A 17,425-nucleotide genomic window follows, 5' to 3' on the forward strand; every position below is an offset into this window, starting at 1 on the left:
AGGAGAGCGCATGAAGGACACAGCACAGGCGATTCGTGACGGAGAAGGGCTGGACGAGGGCAAGCTGTATGATTGCCTGGTGGCCAACATCCCGGGGCTTTCCGGCCCCCTGACATTGACCCAGTTTCCCAGCGGGTTTTCCAACCTTACCTATCTGGTGCGCGTGGGAGAGACCGAGATGGTCCTGCGCAGGCCTCCCTTCGGGGCCAGGATCAAGAGCGCCCACGACATGGGGCGCGAGTACCGTATCTTAAGCTCTTTAAGGCCCCATTTGACTGCCCTAGTCGTTGTACTACACCGAGGACCCGGAGGTGATGGGGTGTCCTTTTTACGTCATGGAGCGCATGGAGGGGATCATCCTGAGAAAGGACCTGCCCGCAGGGCTTGCCTACAGCCCGGCCCAGGCGAAAGGGCTCTGCGAAAGGGTGCTGGACGTCCAGATGGCTCTCCACGGCATCGACGTGGAAGAGGCGGGGCTTGATTTTCTGGGCAAGCCCGAAGGGTATGTAAGGCGTCAGGTGGAGGGGTGGAGCAGGCGCTACCGCAACGCCCGGACCGACGACGCCCCGGACTTCGAAGCCGTCATGGGGTGGCTTGCGGACCACATGCCCGAAGACACGCCGCAGCCCACCATCGTCCATAACGACTACAAATTGGACAACATCGTGTTGTCCGAGGCCGATCCCATGGCGATCATCGGGGTCCTGGACTGGGAGATGGCCACCTATGGCGACCCCCTCATGGACCTGGGCAACTCCCTGGCCTACTGGGTGGAGAAAGACGACCCCGAAGAGATGCAGATGATCCGCCTTATGCCCACGAACATGGACGGGGCGCTCTCCCGGTCCGAGATGGTGGCTCGCTACGGCAGGCTCACGGGCCGGGATGTTTCGGGGTTTGATTACTACCATTGCTTCGGCCTGTTTCGCCTGGCCGTTATTGCCCAGCAGATTTACCAGCGGTACCACAAGGGCCTCACCAGGGACAAGCGGTTTGCCATGCTGATTTTTGCGGTGCAGATCCTTGAGAGGACCGCTCTTTCATATGTACTGAACCGGAAATCAATGGATCATGGGAGGTAGGTATGGCTGTATCGGTTTCACTTGAAGGGAAAACAGCGCTGGTCACCGGCGCAAGCCGGGGCATCGGAGAGGCCATTGCCATGGCCCTTGCAGAGGCCGGGGCGACGGTGGTGCTTTCGAGCCGTAAGATCGAGGGGCTTGAAGCGGTAAAGGCAAAAATCGAAGCGGCGGGGGGCACGGCCCATGCCGTGGCCTGTCACACCGGGGACCTTGAACAGATTGCCCAGCTGACGGCAGAGGTCAAGCGCCTCTGCGGAGGGCTGGATATCCTGGTGAACAACGCCGCGGCCAATCCCCACTTCGGGCCCATGGTGGACGCCGAAGAGTGGGACAAGATCTTCGACGTAAACCTCAAGGGCCCGTTTTTTCTTATCCGGAACGCCGCTCCCCTGATGAAGGAGAGGGGTGGCGGGGCCATCGTCAACGTGGCGTCGGTGAACGGGGTTCGGCCTGCGTTTTTCCAAGGGGTCTACTCCGTGAGCAAGGCGGGGATGATCGCCATGACCCAGGCCCTGGCCAAGGAGATGGCCCCGGACAACATCCGGGTCAACGCCCTGCTTCCGGGCCTGACCGACACCAAGTTCGCCTCTGCCATCACCCGGAATGAGGACATCATGAAGGAGGTGAACCGCCAGATCCCTGCAGGCCGCGTGGCCGAGCCCTCGGAGATGGCCGGTGCGGTCCTCTACCTTGTCTCGGACGCGGCCTCCTATGTGACGGGCAGTTCCCTGGTGGTGGACGGGGGCATGCTGGCCTGATTATTTTCTTTTTTCTAACGGTAAAGGCGTGTCTTTCGGAGAGAGCTCCGGGGGCATGCCTTTTTTTGTTTTGGCGACACGACATGGGCGGGAAAGGGCTGCCGAGGGGATAGCCCCTCAAGGATAATGGCTTTTCGCGTGGTTTTAAAAAATGTTCCCCCTTTGTGGCAAATGAAAAACTATGGTAAAGATGTGAATGATATTCCTACACTATATGGCGGTGCACATCGGATTTCATGGTGTGCGCCAGGGTGATCGCAGATTATGAATGACTCCTCCCCGGAAAAGGGCGGTGGTTGAGAGCTTCAATGGATGATTCGCACCTTGACCCCGTCGCTGTTTTCCGCCGGTAAGGCCGTTTATTATGTTATGCGTGCCGGATCGTTTGCTCGGGGGGGCTTTTTTTTAATTGATTTAGGAGAAATCGTCCCACGCATGTATCGGAGATTTGTACATTATGCTCAAGGCAGGTATTTTTCTTGATGTAGACAACCTCAGCTTCAATGGTGGGTGGGGCATGCGTTACAGTGTCATTCGCGACCTGGTTTCCGCCCAGGACACCACCATTGTACGGGCCAACGCCTATCTGGCCGCGGATTTCGACCGGGAGGAGTTTGACCACGAATACCGCATGCGCAGTGAAGAGTACCGAAATGCCATGCGCCGGGCCGGTTTTCACCTGATCTTAAAAACCGTGAAACGCTACTTCAACGACGACGGGGACACCGTGGTCAAGGCCAACGCCGACTTGGACCTGGCCGTGGATGCTCTGCTCCAGTCCGAAAACCTCGATTACGTGCTCATCGGCACCGGGGACGGCGACTTCCTGCGCCTGGTCAGGGCGCTTCAGAACCGGGGAAAGCGTGTGGACCTGCTCTCCTTTGACAACACCAGCTCCGAACTGCGCCGGGAAGTGGACAACAGTTTTTCAGGTTTTCTCGTGCCAGGGCTCATGCCCAGCCGGTTCGACAACAAACGCCGGCAGCGCGGTATCATCTATTCCGTCAAAGAGGGCCGCGAGTACGGGTTTCTCAACATGCGTACCGGTCTGGGTGTCGGTGAGGTGCAGAGCAATGTCTTCTGCCACGTCAACGACTTCGAGCCCAAGATCGTCAGCGATCAGCTGATGCGCTACAAACGCGAAGGCGTCATCCTGGAGTTCGACGCCATTGAGCAGGGCCCGGACAAATACAAGGCGGAAAACATCCAGGTGTTTGACTGGAAAAACAGATAACGCACATGCTCCTGGGTGTTGCCCCTTCACATGTGCAGACGGGCTGCGCCCGTGAGCGGGGATGTGGGTGCTGCTTGCCGCTGCGCGATAAATGATCACAGAACATGGCAAGGGAAAAGAAAAGGGCTCGTGAATCTTTTAAGATCACGAGCCCTTTTTTGTTATTTCCTTGCCTCCGGCGGGTCGCTTTTTTGAAAAAAAGCTCCGCAAAAAACTTTCCGAAAGGTTAGAACAGTCGGAATCGCTGGAATTCATGGCAACGCTGTCAAGACCTGTTTGTCAAACTTTTCAAACGTTTGGCCCCGGCAAGGTGTGCCACCTTGAAAGCAGGTTGCGGATGCGCTTTGCCCCTCGTTCCTCGGGTCAAATCATATCCGCCTTCAAAAGAGGTTTCATCAAAAATGGTTTTTTAAGACCTATTTGTTAAACTTTTTAAAAGTTTAGCCCCCGGCAGGGCCGCCGGAGGCCGTTTTCTGCCCTATGGCATCACCCCGTAGGCTTTGAGCTTTTTGTGCAGGGTTTTTCTATGAACGCCCATGCCTTGTGTTCTCGCTTTTGTTGTTTCCGGTGGCGTCCAGGGTGAAGAGGATGGCCTCTTTTTCCACCTCTTCCAGGGGCCGGACTTCGCCGGAAAACCCGGCGGTGGCGTGGGCCGGTTCCAGTTGCTCTTCTTCCATGAGGCGCAGGGACTCGATGCCCACGTAGGGGCTCTGGCAGAGGACGACCCCGCGTTCCACGGTGTTGATGAGTTCGCGCACGTTACCGGGCCAGCGGTAGCGCACCAGCATGTCCATGGCTTCCGGGGTAAACCCGGAGATCTCTTTGCGGTTTTTCTCAGCCAGGCTTTTAAGGTAGTGCTGGGCGATGGGGGGGATGTCGTCGCGCCGCTCCCTCAAGGCGGGCAGGTAGAGGTCCACCACGTTGAGCCGGTAGTAGAGATCTTCCCTGAATTTTCCCTCCCGCACAAGGTCCGCCAGGTTTTTGTTGGTGGCGGTGATGACGCGGACATCGATGGGGATGACCTCTTCGCCCCCCACCCGGGTGATCTCCCGTTCCTGCAGGACCCTCAAGAGTTTCACCTGCATGGACAGGGGCATCTCCGAGACCTCGTCCAAAAAGATGCTGCCACCGTGGGCCTGGACGAATTTTCCCTCCTTGCGGCGCTGGGCGCCGGTGAAGGCCCCCTTTTCGTGGCCGAAGAGTTCGGACTCCAGGAGGGTCTCGGTGATGGCCGCGCAGTTGATCTTCACAAAGGGGCCTTCCCGCCGGGTGCTGTTGTAGTGGGTGGCCCCGGCGATGAGCTCCTTGCCGGTGCCCGACTCCCCGGTGATGAGGACCGTGGCCTCGGAGGTTGCCACCTGGGCCACGGTGTCCAGGAGCTGGGTCATCACGTTGCTTCGGGCGATGATGTTCTGCCGGTCGAACTGCTCTTTTAAGGAGAGGCGCAGGCGCTGGTTCTCTTCCTGAAGGCGCTGGCGTTCCGTGGCCCGTTCGATGGTGAGGCGGAGCTTGTCGAAGTCGATGGGCTTGGTGAGGTAGTCGTAGGCCCCGTTTTTTAAGGCCCCCACCGCCGTCTCAATGGAGGAGTAGGCGGTCATGATGATGATGGGAATGGCCGGGTTGATCTGGTTGATCTTCTCCATGGCTTCCAGGCCCGAGACCTTGAGCATGCGGATGTCCATGAGGATGAGGTCGAAGTAACGCTCCTTGACCATCTCGATGGCGGGCTCGCCGTCGTTGGCTTCAAAGATGGTGTAGCCCCACCCGGTGAGAAGGGTGGCCAGCATGGTTCGATGGGAGGTGTCGTCGTCAACAACCAGAATCGAGAAGTTTTTTGTCATGATCTGTCTGCTCCGCTTTGGTTGGGATGACCAGGGTGATGGCGGTGCCTTCACCTTCGATGCTCTTGATACGGATTTCGCCACCGTGGGCTTCCACGATGTTGTGACTGACGGCCAGTCCCAGCCCGGTTCCAGATGCTTTGGTCGTAAAATAGGGGTCAAAAATATGGGCGAGGTTCTCATCGGAGATGCCGCACCCGGTGTCGGTTACCGTGAGGACCAGATTGGTCGATCCCACGGGGCGGGTGACGTTCAAATCGATACTGCCCCCTGGTTCTGTTGCCTCAATGGCGTTTAAAAAGAGGTTGAGCAGCACCTGGCTGATCTTGTCCGGGTCGAAGAGGGCTGTCTCGGGTGCGTCGTCAAAGACCGTGGCGATGGTGATGCCCCGCTCCCTTGCCCGCATGCTGACAAGCTTGACGCAGTTATCGATGAAGGGATCAAGTTCCACCCGCTTGGGGGAGAGGCTCACGGGCCGGGCAAACTCCAGGAGCTGGCCCACCACCAGGTTGAGGCGGTCCACCTCTTTGATCATGATCTGGGCGATGTTCAGGTCGTTGGGGTTGTCCTTGTAACGCTCACTGAAATAGGTGGCAAATCCCTTGATGGAGCTCAAGGGGTTGCGGATTTCGTGGGCCACGCCCGCGGCGAGCTTACCCACCGAGGCCAGGCGGCGGCTTCGCTCCACTTCCCGTTTCAGGCTCCGCACCTCGGTGAGGTCTTTGAAGAGGCAGAGGTACCCGGTGACCAGGTTCTCTTCGTCCCTCAAGGGCGCAGCGCTTACCTGAAGGGGAAGAAAGGCCCCCTGGGGGGTGGTGCATTCCACCTGGTCCTCCACCATGCCGATGCCGTATTTCAGCTCCTGGATGCGATCGGTGAACTCCCCGGGCAAGAGGGCCCGGGCTTCTTTGCCCGTGGTGTTGTCCGGCAGCTGCATCACCTTTTTGGCCACGTGGTTGAAGGAGAGGATCCGAAAGGAACTGTCAAAGGCCATGAGCCCGATGGGCAGGTTCTCCACGATGGTATCGGAAAACGCCTTTATTCGGGAGAGGGAGCTTCGCGTGGACTGGTAGGCCTGGATCATGAACAGGAGGATCACCCCCCCGAACCCGGACAGGAGCAGCACCACCCCGGAGATGAGGGAGTCCTGCATCTCGATTTTTCCGGCTTTTTCCACGGAACTCATGTCCAGGCCCACGAAGATGATGCGCTCCGGGGCCTTTTCCAGCTGGAGCACGGCATCGGGGAGGACCCGGTTGTCGTACTTGGAGATCTGCATCCGCAAGAGGCTGGAGGCCTCCTGGGTAAATCGGCGGAAGATGACCAGGGTCTGCTTGCCCCCCTCTTCATGAATGATCTGCCAGAAAAGGCGGCCGGACCCGGCGATTCGCTTCAAGTCCAGCTCTTTGCCCTGGTAGGTGAGGTTCAGGTGCTTGCCTGCCAGGGAGGCTTTGTTGTGGGCGATGATGCGGCCATCGTCCTGGGCCACGAGGATATAGGAGATGTCGGGCTGGCGGGCTGTTTCAAAGAGGAGTTTCTGGAGTTTTCGGTTCTCCCGGAAGCTGTCGGCCATGAAGCCTGTACGGGTGCTGGCCTCAAAGGAGCGGATCAAGGCCGCCCCTTTTTCGATGAGGAGCTGGATACTGTTTTCCCGCTGGCGCTTGATTTTGTCAAAGGTGACCCAGGAGGAGATGGGCAGAAGCACCACGACCGCTCCGATAAAGATCCAGGGCGGGACTTCCGACCAGAATTTCCGTTCCGATGGCATACCGTCTCTCTTGTTTTATAATGGTTCAGGGCATGGCCCGGTCACCGGACCGGGGGATGGTGCATAAAGCCCAATGGAATCTGAATAGCAAAACCGGTGCCAGGCCATGCGCCACCGGGCCCTGCCTGGTGAGACCTGGCTTCAAGACCCTTACCTGAAAGGCCGATACAGGCCCCGAGACCGTTTTGATGGACAAACGGGAGCTGTACCGCTTTGAGGCAAAGCGGGCGTTTTTTGGCACAGGTGGTTAAAAAATAACCACGGCCATCCGGTTACATGGGAATCATATGGCTAAAAAGTATCCACTATGTGGCCCGGGCCTGCAAGAAAAAAAAGAACGCGGCTGTTGAAGAACCATGAAGGCTGTTTATCTTTTCTATGATGACAGTCGGTTACGGGATGCTTCTGTGGGTTGACTTCAAAGCTTGGCACAGCGGTTGCACTACTCGTCTCCAAGCCTTCCGAAGGCCCGGCTTGTTCAGCAAGACGCAACACACCCAAAGAAGCCTCTTTTCCCCCTTTTGGAAAACCCCTCCGAGCCGGGCCCTTCGGAAGATTTTTTAAAACGAGACGACAACGTTTAACAACGGAGCTACCCCATAGATGATGCACACACGAGAAACAGCCATCCCGCAATCGTCACACCCTTTACGTATCGCTGCCCTGATGATGCTTTCCCTGGCCGTGCTCCTGACGGCCGTTCCCGTCAGGGCGGAAGCCGTCAAGATGATCCCCGCCGATTTTTCCGAGCTGGCGGAGAAAGCCTCTCCGTCCGTGGTGAACATCCGTACCGAGAAAACCGTCAACGGCGGTGGCCGTGTCTCCCGGCATTTTCAGGGCATGGACCCCAACGATCCCATGAACGAGTTCTTCGAACGGTTTTTCGGGGATCAGCGCCAGCGTGAGTTCAAGCAGCGCAGCCTGGGCTCGGGCTTTATCGTGGATCCCTCGGGCTACATTGTGACCAACAACCACGTGGTGGAGAACACCACGGAGATCAAGGTGATCCTCAAGGACGGCCATGAGTACGAGGCCACCATTGCGGGGCGTGATCCCAGTACGGACCTGGCCCTGATCAAGATCGATGCCGATAAAGAGCTTCCCGCCCTTGAGCTGGGGGACACCCAGGAGATCAAGGTGGGCCAGTGGGTCATGGCCATCGGCAATCCCTTCGGCCTGGGGCACACGGTTACCACCGGCATTGTCAGCGCCAAGGGGCGGGTCCTGGGCAGCGGGCCCTATGACGACTACATCCAGACCGACACCTCCATCAACCCCGGGAACAGCGGGGGCCCCCTCCTGGACCTTGAAGGCCGGGTGATCGGTATCAACACCGCCATTATCCAGGGCGGCCAGGGGCTTGGGTTCGCCATTCCCGTGAAGCTTGCGGCGGGTATCATTGCCCAGCTCAAGGAGGACGGCAACGTGACCCGCGGGTGGCTCGGGGTCTCCATCCAGGCAATAATTCAAGGTGACGTGGTGAAATACTACGGACTTCCCGGTGCCAAAGGGGTCATGATCATGGACGCCTTCAAGGGCGATCCTGCGGAGAAGGCGGGCATCAGGGCCAAGGACATCATTCTTTCCATCGACGGCAAAAAAGTGGAGACCTTAAAAGACCTCACCGGCATTGTGGCCTCCCAGAAGGTGGGGGACAAGGTCAAGGTCACCTTTCTCAGGAACGGCAAAGAGAAGACCGTGAAGGTCAAGATCGGCAAGCGTGAAGATCGCAGGACCGCAGGCGCCCAGGGTATGGGCAGCGGGGACACGGATCTGGGCATCGACATCGCCTCCATCTCCCCGGAGATGGCCAAGCGCTTCAACCTGTCCGACACCCAGGGGGTCCTCATCACCGGGGTGAAGCCCCGAAGCAAAGGCAGCCAGATCGGCCTGGTCCACGGTGACATCATCAAAGAGGTCAATCACACGCCCATCCGCTCCGAAGACGATTACTTCGAGGTGCTGGAGGGCATTGATGAGGGTGAGCAGGTGGACATGCTCATCATCCGCAGAGGCCGGGGGTATGCCCTGGTCCGGTTCACGAAATAGACCATGATCCAAACCTGAAATACATACCATCCTATCGCGGCCCGGTGGCCCGGGCCGTCACGGTGTTCACATATAGCTTCATCCTTTATTCTCCTGAATTGCAGTGGTGCAATACGTAAAACCCCCGTGGCATGGTGCCGGAGTTGCATTTGGCCCTGGCCCTGGATCCGGCACGGGTCACATTCAGCTCAAAAAAGCCTTCGCAAGCTGGGGGCCAGGGGATCATCCCCTGGCCGCCGGAGGCTTGTTTCTGCTCCCTGCTTTAACCATAGAAGGCAAGCAGACTCGTTATCGGTAAGGTGGTGTTCCAGTGTGGCATGCCGTGCCTGTCTTCGTGCGTTGCTGGGGCAGGTGGCTACAAAGTAACCAAAGCGTTGGGGTGAGGGGGTAATCATGTGGTTAAAAAGTATAAGTGCAAGGGCGAGGTGGCGAGCTCTGCAAAGGGGAAAAACGTATGCTGAATTTTTTTGCTATGGGTATGTCCTTTTATAAAGGATTGTTATGTACTTTTACCAAAAATAAATCTTGGTTTGGCACGCGGGTTGCAAATTAACCAAGACAAGCCTCTCGAAGGCCCGGCTCAACCGAACAAAACGCAAAACAACCCAAAGAAACCTCTTTTCCCCCTTTTTTGGAAATCCCTTTGAGCCGGGTCCTTCGGAAGCTGTTTTAAAGAATCTCCTCATCGCGATCCGGTGGCCCGGGTCGTCAACACGGTGTTTACATATATTCTTCATCCTCCTATCTCCATAAGGTTGAAGGGGGTGCCGCAAGGCACCCCCCGAAATCTGAAAACAGCAAGACCCTTTTCTGAAGCGCCCTTAAGGGGGCGGTTCAGGGAAAAAAATCATCCTTATATTCTCCTAAATTGTAGTGGTGTAAAACCCCCTGGGCAACGGTGCCCCGGGGGTTTTGCTTTTTGGGCGAGTGCGTGGTGGAAACAGCGATCAGGGGGACGCAACGGCCATGGGCCCGGTACTCCATGGGGAAGAGAGCATTCCTTCTGAGAAAAGAGCCTTTGGTGAGCCTTCAGCGGTGACTCCCCCGTTGTCAAGGGCCACTACGTGGGCTGCCAGGGCGCGGATTTCATCAGGTGCATGGCTGACGTAGAGAACGGGGATGGAGACGTGGGCCGCGAGCTTTTTGATATAGGGGATCACTTCGGCCTTTCGTGCCGTATCCAGAGAGGCCAGGGGCTCGTCCATGAGGAGCATGGCCGGGCTGGTCAAAAGGGCCCTGCCGATGGCCACCCGCTGTTTTTCCCCTCCGGAGAGACCTGCCGGTCGCCTGGTGAGGAGATGGCCGATGCCCAAAAGGGAGGTCACCTCATTAAAATCCACAAAACGAAGGGCCGCGGGTGTCCTTCGCATGCCGTAGGTGAGGTTGGACCGCACCGAGAGGTGGGGAAAGAGCCGTCCCTCCTGAAACACATACCCGATGCGCCTCTTTTCCGGGGGCAGGTCAATGCCCTGTTTCGAATCAAAGAGACAGAGCCCGTTAGCGCGGTGCGGCAGCGGCCGCCGCCGCCGCCATCTTCGCCGCGATTCCCGCCCCGGACGGGCCGAAAAGCGCCGTGACCCCGGTTCCGGGGGCCTCAAAGGCCACATCCAGGACAAACCGACCCTGTGTATGGTGGATCTGTAAATTCAGCACGGGATTGAATCCTTCCTTGTCACTGTTCAGCGTATGCCTCCGGCGGACCTGCCGGGGCCAAACGTTTGCAACGTTTGATGAACAGGTTTTAACAACTGATTCAGCTTAATCTGAGTCAAAGGCGAATGTGATGTTCACTGAGGAACGAAGGGGACAGCGCATTCGCAACTTGCTTTCAAGGTGGCACACCTTGCCACCGGAAGCTGCTTTTCGGAGCTGAGTTGTTACCCCTCATTTATGCCTTCATGCGGGCTGCGACTCGGCGGGCAAGGGTTTCGGAAACGATGAGGGCCACCATGGCGATGAGCACCGACAGGATGCACAGGCGCATGGCACCGGTCTCGCCGTCCGGCACCTGGGTGAGGGTGTAGAGGGCCAGGGGCAGGGTCTGGGTCTCTCCCCGGATGTTGGAGACAAAGGTGATGGTGGCACCGAATTCCCCCAGGCTCCGGGCAAAGGCCAGGAGGGTTCCCGTGAGGATTCCCGGGGCCATGAGGGGCAGGGTCACCGTGAAGAAGACCGCGACGGGTCCGGCGCCCAGGGTGCGGGCCGCGGCTTCCAGCCCGGGGTCCACGCTCTCCAGGGAGAGGCGTACGGCGCAGACAGGCAAAGGGCCGTGGGCCGGGCTGCAGCCGTTTGCCCTTTCCAGGTAAAGGGAAAGGCCAGGGAGATACCCAGGTATGTGAAGAGGGGGCCTCCAATGGCACCGTTTCGCCCCAGGAGCACCAGCAGCAGGTACCCCATGACCACAGGCGGCAGGACCAGGGGAAGGTGGACCAGTGCCTCCAGAATGGATTTTCCGGGAAACCGGCCCCTGGCAAGGGCCCAGGCCGTCAAGATCCCTACGGGCAGGCTGAGCACCACGGCCCAGCCTGCCACCTGGAGGCTTAAGGTCACGGCTTCACGCTCCAGGGCGGTGAGGGTAAAAATGCCCATTACCTGACGCCGAACCCGTATTTTTGAAAGACAGCCCGGGCCTCCGGGGTCTGCAGGAAGTCAAGGAATCGCCGGGCTTCTTCGGCGTTGCCTCCCTTGACGGCGGCCACGGGGTAGACGATGGGCGGGTGGCAGGACTCGGGAAAGGTCCCCACCACGCGCACTTTTTTCGAGATGGCCGCATCGGTGGCGTAGACGAGGCCCAAGGGGCATTCACCGCGCTCCACCAGCACCAGGGCTGCCCGAACATCTTTCATGGGGGCCAGGCGGTCTTTGACCTCGTCCAGACCAAGGCCTCTGCGGGCCTTTTTGCCGTACATGCCCGCCGGGACGTGGCCGGGGTCTCCCATGGCCAGGCGCCCGGTTTCGCCCAGGGCCGAGGCAGGGGAAAAACCCTGTTTGACAACCATGTCCGTGAGGGCACTTTTCGCCGGCGCGATGAGAACGATACGGTTTTTCGCGGGAGAGATGACGGCTCTCCTGGCCCACCAGGCCCTTTTGGGCGATGTAATCCATCCATTTGGTGTTTGCCGACAGGTAGACATCAGCGGGCGCCCCGTTTCCGATCTGTTTGGCCAGGGTGGAGGAGGAGGCAAAGGAGGGAACCATGCGGCCAAGCTTTCGGGCGGCATAGAGTTCGCCGATGTCTGTGATTGCGTTGGTGGTGGATGCGGCGGCAAACACCACCACATCGGCCCGTGCAACGTCCAGGCCTGACAGGAAGATCAGGGCGGCGGCCATGAGGGAAGCTGTGCGTGTGAACGGTTTCATTAGTCGGATTTCCTTTGCGAGTATTTGTCTGGCGTATATATAGCGTTTTTAAACGTCATTTGACATACTCACATTGCATTTGGTAAGAAATCGGTCAATTCCTTTTTGGCTTTTTGTGCGTCCGAAAGGCCCATGGCCAACGAATATGAGGAGAGTTCCATGCAACTGATTCGAAACCTGTCGGCGCATTTTTCCGACAAGGCGAGCCGTACCATTGTGACCTCTGTGACCATCGGCCTGAAGTACACGGCCGTGACCACCGACGACGGGGGCATCGGCCTGGCCTGGACAGACCCTTCGTCCCTGGGCTGCGGAAAGGCCGGGGAGTACCGGGATTTTGAAGGCCTGCCAGCCACCGAGCTTCTGGACCTTTTGCAGTCCGGCGTGCCACTTCATCGCACCATGGCCCTGGCCCTGGTCAACGCCCTGAACTACCACGAGGCCTGCGGGTACCCGGAAGATGCCGGGGACGGGGGCTGGATGGATTCCTTTGCCATCGGCCCCGAGACCCGGGTGGCCATGGTGGGGTTCTTTCGGCCACTTATGAAAAAGTTTACGGCCCGGGGCGCTTCTGTGGAGGTTCTGGACGACACCCAGGGCGTGGGTGATCGCCCTTCCTTTCTTCAAAAACTCAACGGCTGGGCCGAGGTGCTGTTGCTCACCTCCACCTCCATATTGAATCGCAGCACCGAAGAGCTCCTTGCCCTGCTGCCCCGGGACATGACCCGGGTCATCATGCTTGGGCCCAGCACCCCGGTGGTTCCCGAGGCCTTTAGCCATCTTCCCGTGCGCATCCTGGCAGGTACCGTTCCTGAAGACCAGGCCGCCGTTGTGCGTGCTGTCCGGCACGGGCAGGGCACTCCGGTGATCCATCGCTTCAGCCGCAAAGTGTGCGCCGTGCAGCCCATCGGTTAATCCTGGTTGAAAAACCACCTGCCTTCTAATGGACGATTACACTCTTAACGTGGCCTTCTCTCGGCCCACTGTGGAGGTGGGCTTTGCGCCGTAGTCATGGCCGGGCCATATCACCGTGTCCCCCGGCAGGGTGAAGATCTTTTCGCGCAGGGAGCGCTTCAGGATTTTCAGGCTGCCCCCGGGAAGGTCTGTTCTGCCCACCCCTCCCACAAACAGGGTGTCCCCGGTGATAACGTGGCCGGGCGTGTAGAGGCAAATGCCTCCCCGGGTGTGCCCGGGCGTATGAAGGACCGTCAGGCGGCCCTTTCCCACCTCGATGACGGCGCCGTCTTTCAGCAGCCGGGACGGCTTGGGCGATCCCTTGCCTCCCAGGGCCCGTGTGAGGGTGCGGTTTCCCATGCCGGAAAGCGCCTTGGCGTCGTCACGGTGAATCATCAAGGGAGCACCGGTGGCCTCCACCACCGCCCGGTTGCCTGCCGTATGGTCGCTGTGGCAGTGGGTGTTGACGAGTCCCACCACCTCCAGTCCAAGGATGTGGACCTCCCGTAGAATCCGTTTTACCTCAAAGGCCGGATCCACCAGAAGGCAGCGATGTGTGGCTTTGTCTTCAACGATGTAGGCAAAGGTGGCCATTTTTGCCAGGCGAATCTGATGTATGTTCATGGGGGCTCCTGTCAAAGGGTCGATGGCTCTTAGCTATGGTTTTTTCTGATTCGATGGTATACCACCCCATGGGTGGGAGTGCTCAGGGATCGGACCACAGGGTAACCCGGGGGCGGGGCGATGTCCATGGGGCGTCGGCAGGTTTTGATGTTGGCGTGCATTTAAGGAGGGTGTGATGAAATCAGCGTTGGTGGTCATTGATGTTCAAAAGGGGCTCTTCGGGCCAGAGCCCGTTCCTTTTGATGCGAAGCACGTGATATCTCGCATCAATGAACTGGCATCGCGCTGCCGAAGTGCTTCGGTGCCGGTGATTTTTGTGCAGCATGAGACCCAAAGCGGTGGCCTCGTCTATGGTTCTTCCGGCTGGGAGCTGGATCCAAGGCTTCGGGTGGAACCCGGGGACCATGTGATTCGCAAAACCACCCCGGACTCTTTTTTGCGAACCCGCCTTACCGAACTTCTTGATGAGCTGGGGGCAACTCACCTCATCCTCTGCGGATACGCCACGGAGTTCTGTGTGGACACCACCGCCCGCAGGGCTGCCGGATTGAAATATCATGTGACTTTGGCCGCCGATGCACATACCACCCATGACAAATCACACGCTTCCGGCGATGTTATTCGGGCGCACCACAACGCCACCCTCCCCGCCATCAGGAGCTACGGAGTGCCCATTGACGCAATACTCTCCGGCGAAATCGTGGTTTGACGAGGGACATATCACAACAGAAAATAAATGACTCAGTCAGTATAACGTGTTTATCCGATTGATCTTTTTTTCTTTGTGTGCAATGTTGTTGTGAACAAGTCATAACGTCTCGTACATCTCTTCCTTTTCAGTATTGATTTTGAGTAAAGCTCCCCGGGGCCCATGCCGATGGGCCGGGCCGAGCAGGTGCGATGGCAGGTGAGCTTTTCTGCGATCCCTGCAGCGCCTTTTCGGAACATGGGCGAACACAGTGCAGTCAATCGGTGCCGTCAGCCAGGCCGTATAGGGCTGATTCCTGAGGTTTGCTCCGTCTGTTTTTTTGGTTAGCCATGAAACGTTGTTTATAAATAAGGTCTTATGACCTTGTTCTGCAATATCTGTTTTTTTGCATCGCTTTTGGTGGTGAACGCATGATTCGCGGTGATTGACCAGTAACCTCATTTGGAAAGGGATTGCCATGAAACGCAGGAAGCAGAAGTTGATTCACGTTTTCATTCTCTCGGTCTTTGCCCTGGCCGCCCTTGGCGGCACGGCATATGGCGCTCCGGAAAAAGAGCTCCTCGAAATGCAGACACAACTTGCCGATCAGGCCAAGGCCCTTGAAGAGATGAGGGCCACCATCGACGCTTTGACCTCTGATAAAGAGGACGGGGGAAGCTTTCGGGCGCCCTTTGTGTTCAGTGGGAACAAGGCGTCGTCCGTGGTGCTGTACGGCCATATCAACCGTGCCCTCCTTGCCGCCGATGACGGAAATGATGCCGACGTGTACCAGGTGGACAACGCGGCTTCCCAGTCCCGATTTGGTATTCGCGGAACCATCAAGGTTTCCGACGAACTCATGTTCGGGACCCTTCTGGAAGCCGGGCTCAATTTGAACCTTAGTGATGGTGTGAGCCAGGATGACCCCAGGGGTGATGACGTAGACAACACCTTCAAGCGCAGGCATGTAGACCTGTATATGAAGCACACGAGGTGGGGAACCTTGTCCATGGGGCATGGGTCCACGGCTTCGGATGACACCACCAGCCTTGATCTTTCGGGAACTTACCTGGCAGGCGCATCTGCCGTGAGCGATTACGCAGGCGGCCTTATTTTTTACGACAAGAACTTGAACAGCTTGACGGGTATCAACATATCAAAAATCTACAACAGCATGGATGGGTTGGGCAGGGACGATAGGATGCGATACGACTCTCCCTCCTTTGCCGGGTTCATGGCCTCGGGCTCCTGGGTGGCCGACGGTGGCGGCGATCTGGCGTTGAGGTACGACGGTGAGCTGGCTGATATCCAGGTGCTGGCTGCCATCGCATATGCCAGGCCCAGCGATGCGTCGGACACTGTTGAGAATCAATACGACGGTTCTGTGGCGATACTCTTTGACTCCGGTTTCAACGCAGCCTTTGCCAGCGGTCTTCAGGAGTACAAGCAAGACCGTGCTGATGACGGGACCTTCTATTACCTCAAGCTGGGCTACAAGGCCATGTTTGCCTCTTTTGGGGAGACGCGCTTTTCCGTGGACTTCGGCCAGTACGACGACAACCTGACTTTGGATGGCAGCATTGCCCGGCAGTACGGCAAGGGTGATGTCATCGGCGCCCAGGTGGTCCAGGATGTCAAAGATTTCGGTGCCGAGCTCTACGCCGGGTACTATTTTTATGACCTGGACGCCGATATCAGCAGTTACGAGTCGATCCACGCACTTATCACAGGTGCGCGGATCAAGTTCTGATGCCTTGTTTCCGGGTCGGCGGCGATCAGGGTTCCAGCCACATGTCTCCCGACTTGATCCAGCCGATGCGACGGAGGTATTCCGAGACGCCGTAGGCGATGGCCGCCGGAAAAATGAAGTGAATCAGAGCAATTTTGAGAAAGAGTATTGCGGGGTGCTGGGCGCCGATCATGGTGTTCCAGGTCATGATCTGGCCCACGAGGCCAGAGGTGCCCATGCCCCCGCCGCTGGGGTTGTTCTCCATGCCGAACAGCACGGTGGCGATGGGGCCGGTGACGGCGCTGGCCGCGATGGCCGGGATCCAGATTCTGGGATTTTTTACGATGTTGGGCATCTGGAGCATGGAGGTGCCAAGGCCCTGGGCGAAAAGACCGTTGACCTTGTTTTCCCGGTAGCTGGCCACGGCGAAACCTACCATCTGTGCTGCGCATCCTGCGGTTGCTGCCCCTGCGGCGAGGCCCTTAAGGCCTAAGATGATGGAGATGGCCGCCGAGCTGATGGGCAGGGTGAGGAAAATTCCCATGCAGACCGAGATGATGACCCCCATGACAAAGGGCTGCTGGTGGGTGGCAAAGAGGATGATGTCGCCCAGGTAGGTCATGAAGGTGGAGATGGGCGGCCCGATGAGAAGGGCAATAATTCCGCCGCTCACCAGGGTGACCATGGGGGTGATGATGATGTCGAGCCGGGTCCTGCCGAATACCCGGCGTCCTACCTCAATGCCTGCCAGCACGGCGATAAACGCGCCGAGGGGCTCCCCCGGCCCCGCCAGGTGAACAGCATGCCCCACAAAGACGCTTCCGGCCAGGATCTTACCGGCAAAGGCCCCGAACATCCCGGTCACCGCCGAGGCGTAGATGATCAGGTTGGGAGCTCCCAGCTTGTGCGAGACCCCCACGCCGATGCCTGCCCCGGTCATGGCAAGGGCCATCCCCCCTATCTGAAGCAGCACACCGCCGGTGGTTCCCCCGATGCCCGCTCCGATCTGTTTGATGATGAGCCCCACGATAAGGGTGGAAAAAAGCCCCAGCGCCATACCGCTCAGGCCGTCAATGAGATACCGGTTGACAAACTTTCGAAATAAACGTCCCTGTGACATGCTCCTGCACCATCCCCCTGAAGTTATTGATTGTTGTCTTTAGAAGTAGTTGGGTTTAACCACAATTCGGCCGAGATTTCAAACAGTCAAGGGACAGGCTCTTTATGCTGGACATCTTTTAATACCCCAATCGATGGCTCTGGTGTGTGCATCTGCTTTTTATTATTTGGGAAAAGACTGTTGTCTGCCAGCCCGATTATTGATCCTACAAATTCAGA

General features: G+C 58.0%; 15 protein-coding genes and 2 pseudogenes. 7 read left to right on the forward strand and 10 right to left on the reverse strand.

Annotated features, from left to right (window positions below; translation table 11 throughout):
- Window positions 1-10: 10 nt before the first annotated feature.
- The 3 genes and pseudogenes from ACOYW1_RS28840 (at window position 11) to ACOYW1_RS28850 (ending at window position 3,074) form a co-directional block, all read left to right on the forward strand.
- Window positions 11-1,082, forward strand: a pseudogene (locus ACOYW1_RS28840) (phosphotransferase family protein).
- Between the two features lie 2 nt (window positions 1,083-1,084).
- Window positions 1,085-1,840, forward strand: coding sequence for a glucose 1-dehydrogenase (locus ACOYW1_RS28845; RefSeq protein ID WP_482420679.1), 756 nt, complete (start codon window positions 1,085-1,087; stop codon window positions 1,838-1,840).
- Between the two features lie 457 nt (window positions 1,841-2,297).
- Entirely contained in the window at window positions 2,298-3,074 is a 777-nt protein-coding gene (locus tag ACOYW1_RS28850; RefSeq protein WP_482418771.1) for a LabA-like NYN domain-containing protein, read from the forward strand.
- Window positions 3,075-3,598: 524 nt separating this feature from the next.
- On the opposite strand, the gene ACOYW1_RS28855 is transcribed toward ACOYW1_RS28850, so the two are convergent.
- Both ACOYW1_RS28855 and ACOYW1_RS28860 read right to left on the reverse strand, forming a co-directional pair.
- Complete coding sequence (locus tag ACOYW1_RS28855; RefSeq protein WP_482420680.1) at window positions 3,599-4,915, reverse strand: sigma-54-dependent transcriptional regulator; 1,317 nt, start codon at window positions 4,913-4,915, stop codon at window positions 3,599-3,601.
- Entirely contained in the window at window positions 4,884-6,683 is a 1,800-nt protein-coding gene (locus ACOYW1_RS28860; RefSeq protein WP_482418772.1) for an ATP-binding protein, read from the reverse strand. The genes ACOYW1_RS28855 and ACOYW1_RS28860 overlap by 32 nt, the downstream gene beginning before the upstream one ends.
- Before the next feature lie 603 nt (window positions 6,684-7,286).
- Between ACOYW1_RS28860 and ACOYW1_RS28865 the strand changes: the two genes are divergently transcribed.
- The gene (locus ACOYW1_RS28865; protein WP_482420681.1) at window positions 7,287-8,732 is read left to right on the forward strand and encodes a Do family serine endopeptidase; all 1,446 of its coding nucleotides are present in this window, start codon (window positions 7,287-7,289) and stop codon (window positions 8,730-8,732) included.
- Window positions 8,733-9,679: 947 nt separating this feature from the next.
- Here ACOYW1_RS28865 and ACOYW1_RS28870 read toward each other — a convergent pair.
- The 6 genes and pseudogenes from ACOYW1_RS28870 to ACOYW1_RS28895 form a co-directional block, all read right to left on the reverse strand.
- A complete protein-coding gene (locus ACOYW1_RS28870) occupies window positions 9,680-10,162 on the reverse strand; it encodes an ATP-binding cassette domain-containing protein (protein ID WP_482420682.1) in 483 nt (160 codons plus the stop codon).
- Window positions 10,163-10,229: 67 nt separating this feature from the next.
- Window positions 10,230-10,385: a hypothetical protein gene (locus tag ACOYW1_RS28875; RefSeq protein WP_482420683.1), complete on the reverse strand. Its 156-nt coding sequence runs from the start codon at window positions 10,383-10,385 to the stop codon at window positions 10,230-10,232.
- A 235-nt stretch (window positions 10,386-10,620) separates the two neighbouring features.
- Window positions 10,621-10,959, reverse strand: coding sequence for an ABC transporter permease subunit (locus ACOYW1_RS28880; protein WP_482420684.1), 339 nt, complete (start codon window positions 10,957-10,959; stop codon window positions 10,621-10,623).
- On the reverse strand, window positions 10,890-11,321 hold the full coding sequence (locus ACOYW1_RS28885) for an ABC transporter permease (protein ID WP_482420685.1): 432 nt from the start codon (window positions 11,319-11,321) through the stop codon (window positions 10,890-10,892). Before ACOYW1_RS28885 ends, ACOYW1_RS28880 begins: the two co-directional genes overlap by 70 nt.
- Window positions 11,321-11,731: a molybdate ABC transporter substrate-binding protein gene (gene modA / locus ACOYW1_RS28890; protein ID WP_482420686.1), complete on the reverse strand. Its 411-nt coding sequence runs from the start codon at window positions 11,729-11,731 to the stop codon at window positions 11,321-11,323. The genes ACOYW1_RS28885 and modA overlap by 1 nt, the downstream gene beginning before the upstream one ends.
- 121 nt (window positions 11,732-11,852) lie before the next feature.
- Window positions 11,853-12,092: pseudogene (locus ACOYW1_RS28895) on the reverse strand (substrate-binding domain-containing protein); the annotation flags it as partial.
- Window positions 12,093-12,251: 159 nt separating this feature from the next.
- On the opposite strand from ACOYW1_RS28895, the gene ACOYW1_RS28900 reads away from it, so the two are divergent.
- Window positions 12,252-13,007, forward strand: a complete 756-nt coding sequence (locus ACOYW1_RS28900) for a Rossmann-like domain-containing protein (protein ID WP_482420687.1) — start codon at window positions 12,252-12,254, stop codon at window positions 13,005-13,007.
- A gap of 36 nt (window positions 13,008-13,043) precedes the next feature.
- Here the strand turns inward: ACOYW1_RS28900 and ACOYW1_RS28905 are convergent, their stop codons facing one another.
- Window positions 13,044-13,670 (reverse strand): MBL fold metallo-hydrolase, encoded by a 627-nt coding sequence (locus ACOYW1_RS28905; RefSeq protein ID WP_482420688.1) that lies wholly within the window; start codon window positions 13,668-13,670, stop codon window positions 13,044-13,046.
- Between the two features lie 175 nt (window positions 13,671-13,845).
- Here ACOYW1_RS28905 and ACOYW1_RS28910 point away from each other — a divergent pair, with 175 nt between their 5' ends.
- On the forward strand, window positions 13,846-14,379 hold the full coding sequence (locus ACOYW1_RS28910; protein WP_482420689.1) for a cysteine hydrolase family protein: 534 nt from the start codon (window positions 13,846-13,848) through the stop codon (window positions 14,377-14,379).
- A 478-nt stretch (window positions 14,380-14,857) separates the two neighbouring features.
- Window positions 14,858-16,108, forward strand: coding sequence for a porin (locus ACOYW1_RS28915; protein ID WP_482420690.1), 1,251 nt, complete (start codon window positions 14,858-14,860; stop codon window positions 16,106-16,108).
- Window positions 16,109-16,133: 25 nt separating this feature from the next.
- On the opposite strand, the gene ACOYW1_RS28920 is transcribed toward ACOYW1_RS28915, so the two are convergent.
- Window positions 16,134-17,207: a PTS sugar transporter subunit IIC gene (locus ACOYW1_RS28920; protein ID WP_482420691.1), complete on the reverse strand. Its 1,074-nt coding sequence runs from the start codon at window positions 17,205-17,207 to the stop codon at window positions 16,134-16,136.
- Window positions 17,208-17,425: the final 218 nt, after the last annotated feature.

It is taken from the genome of Desulfoluna sp. CYM3A (assembly GCF_056829965.1).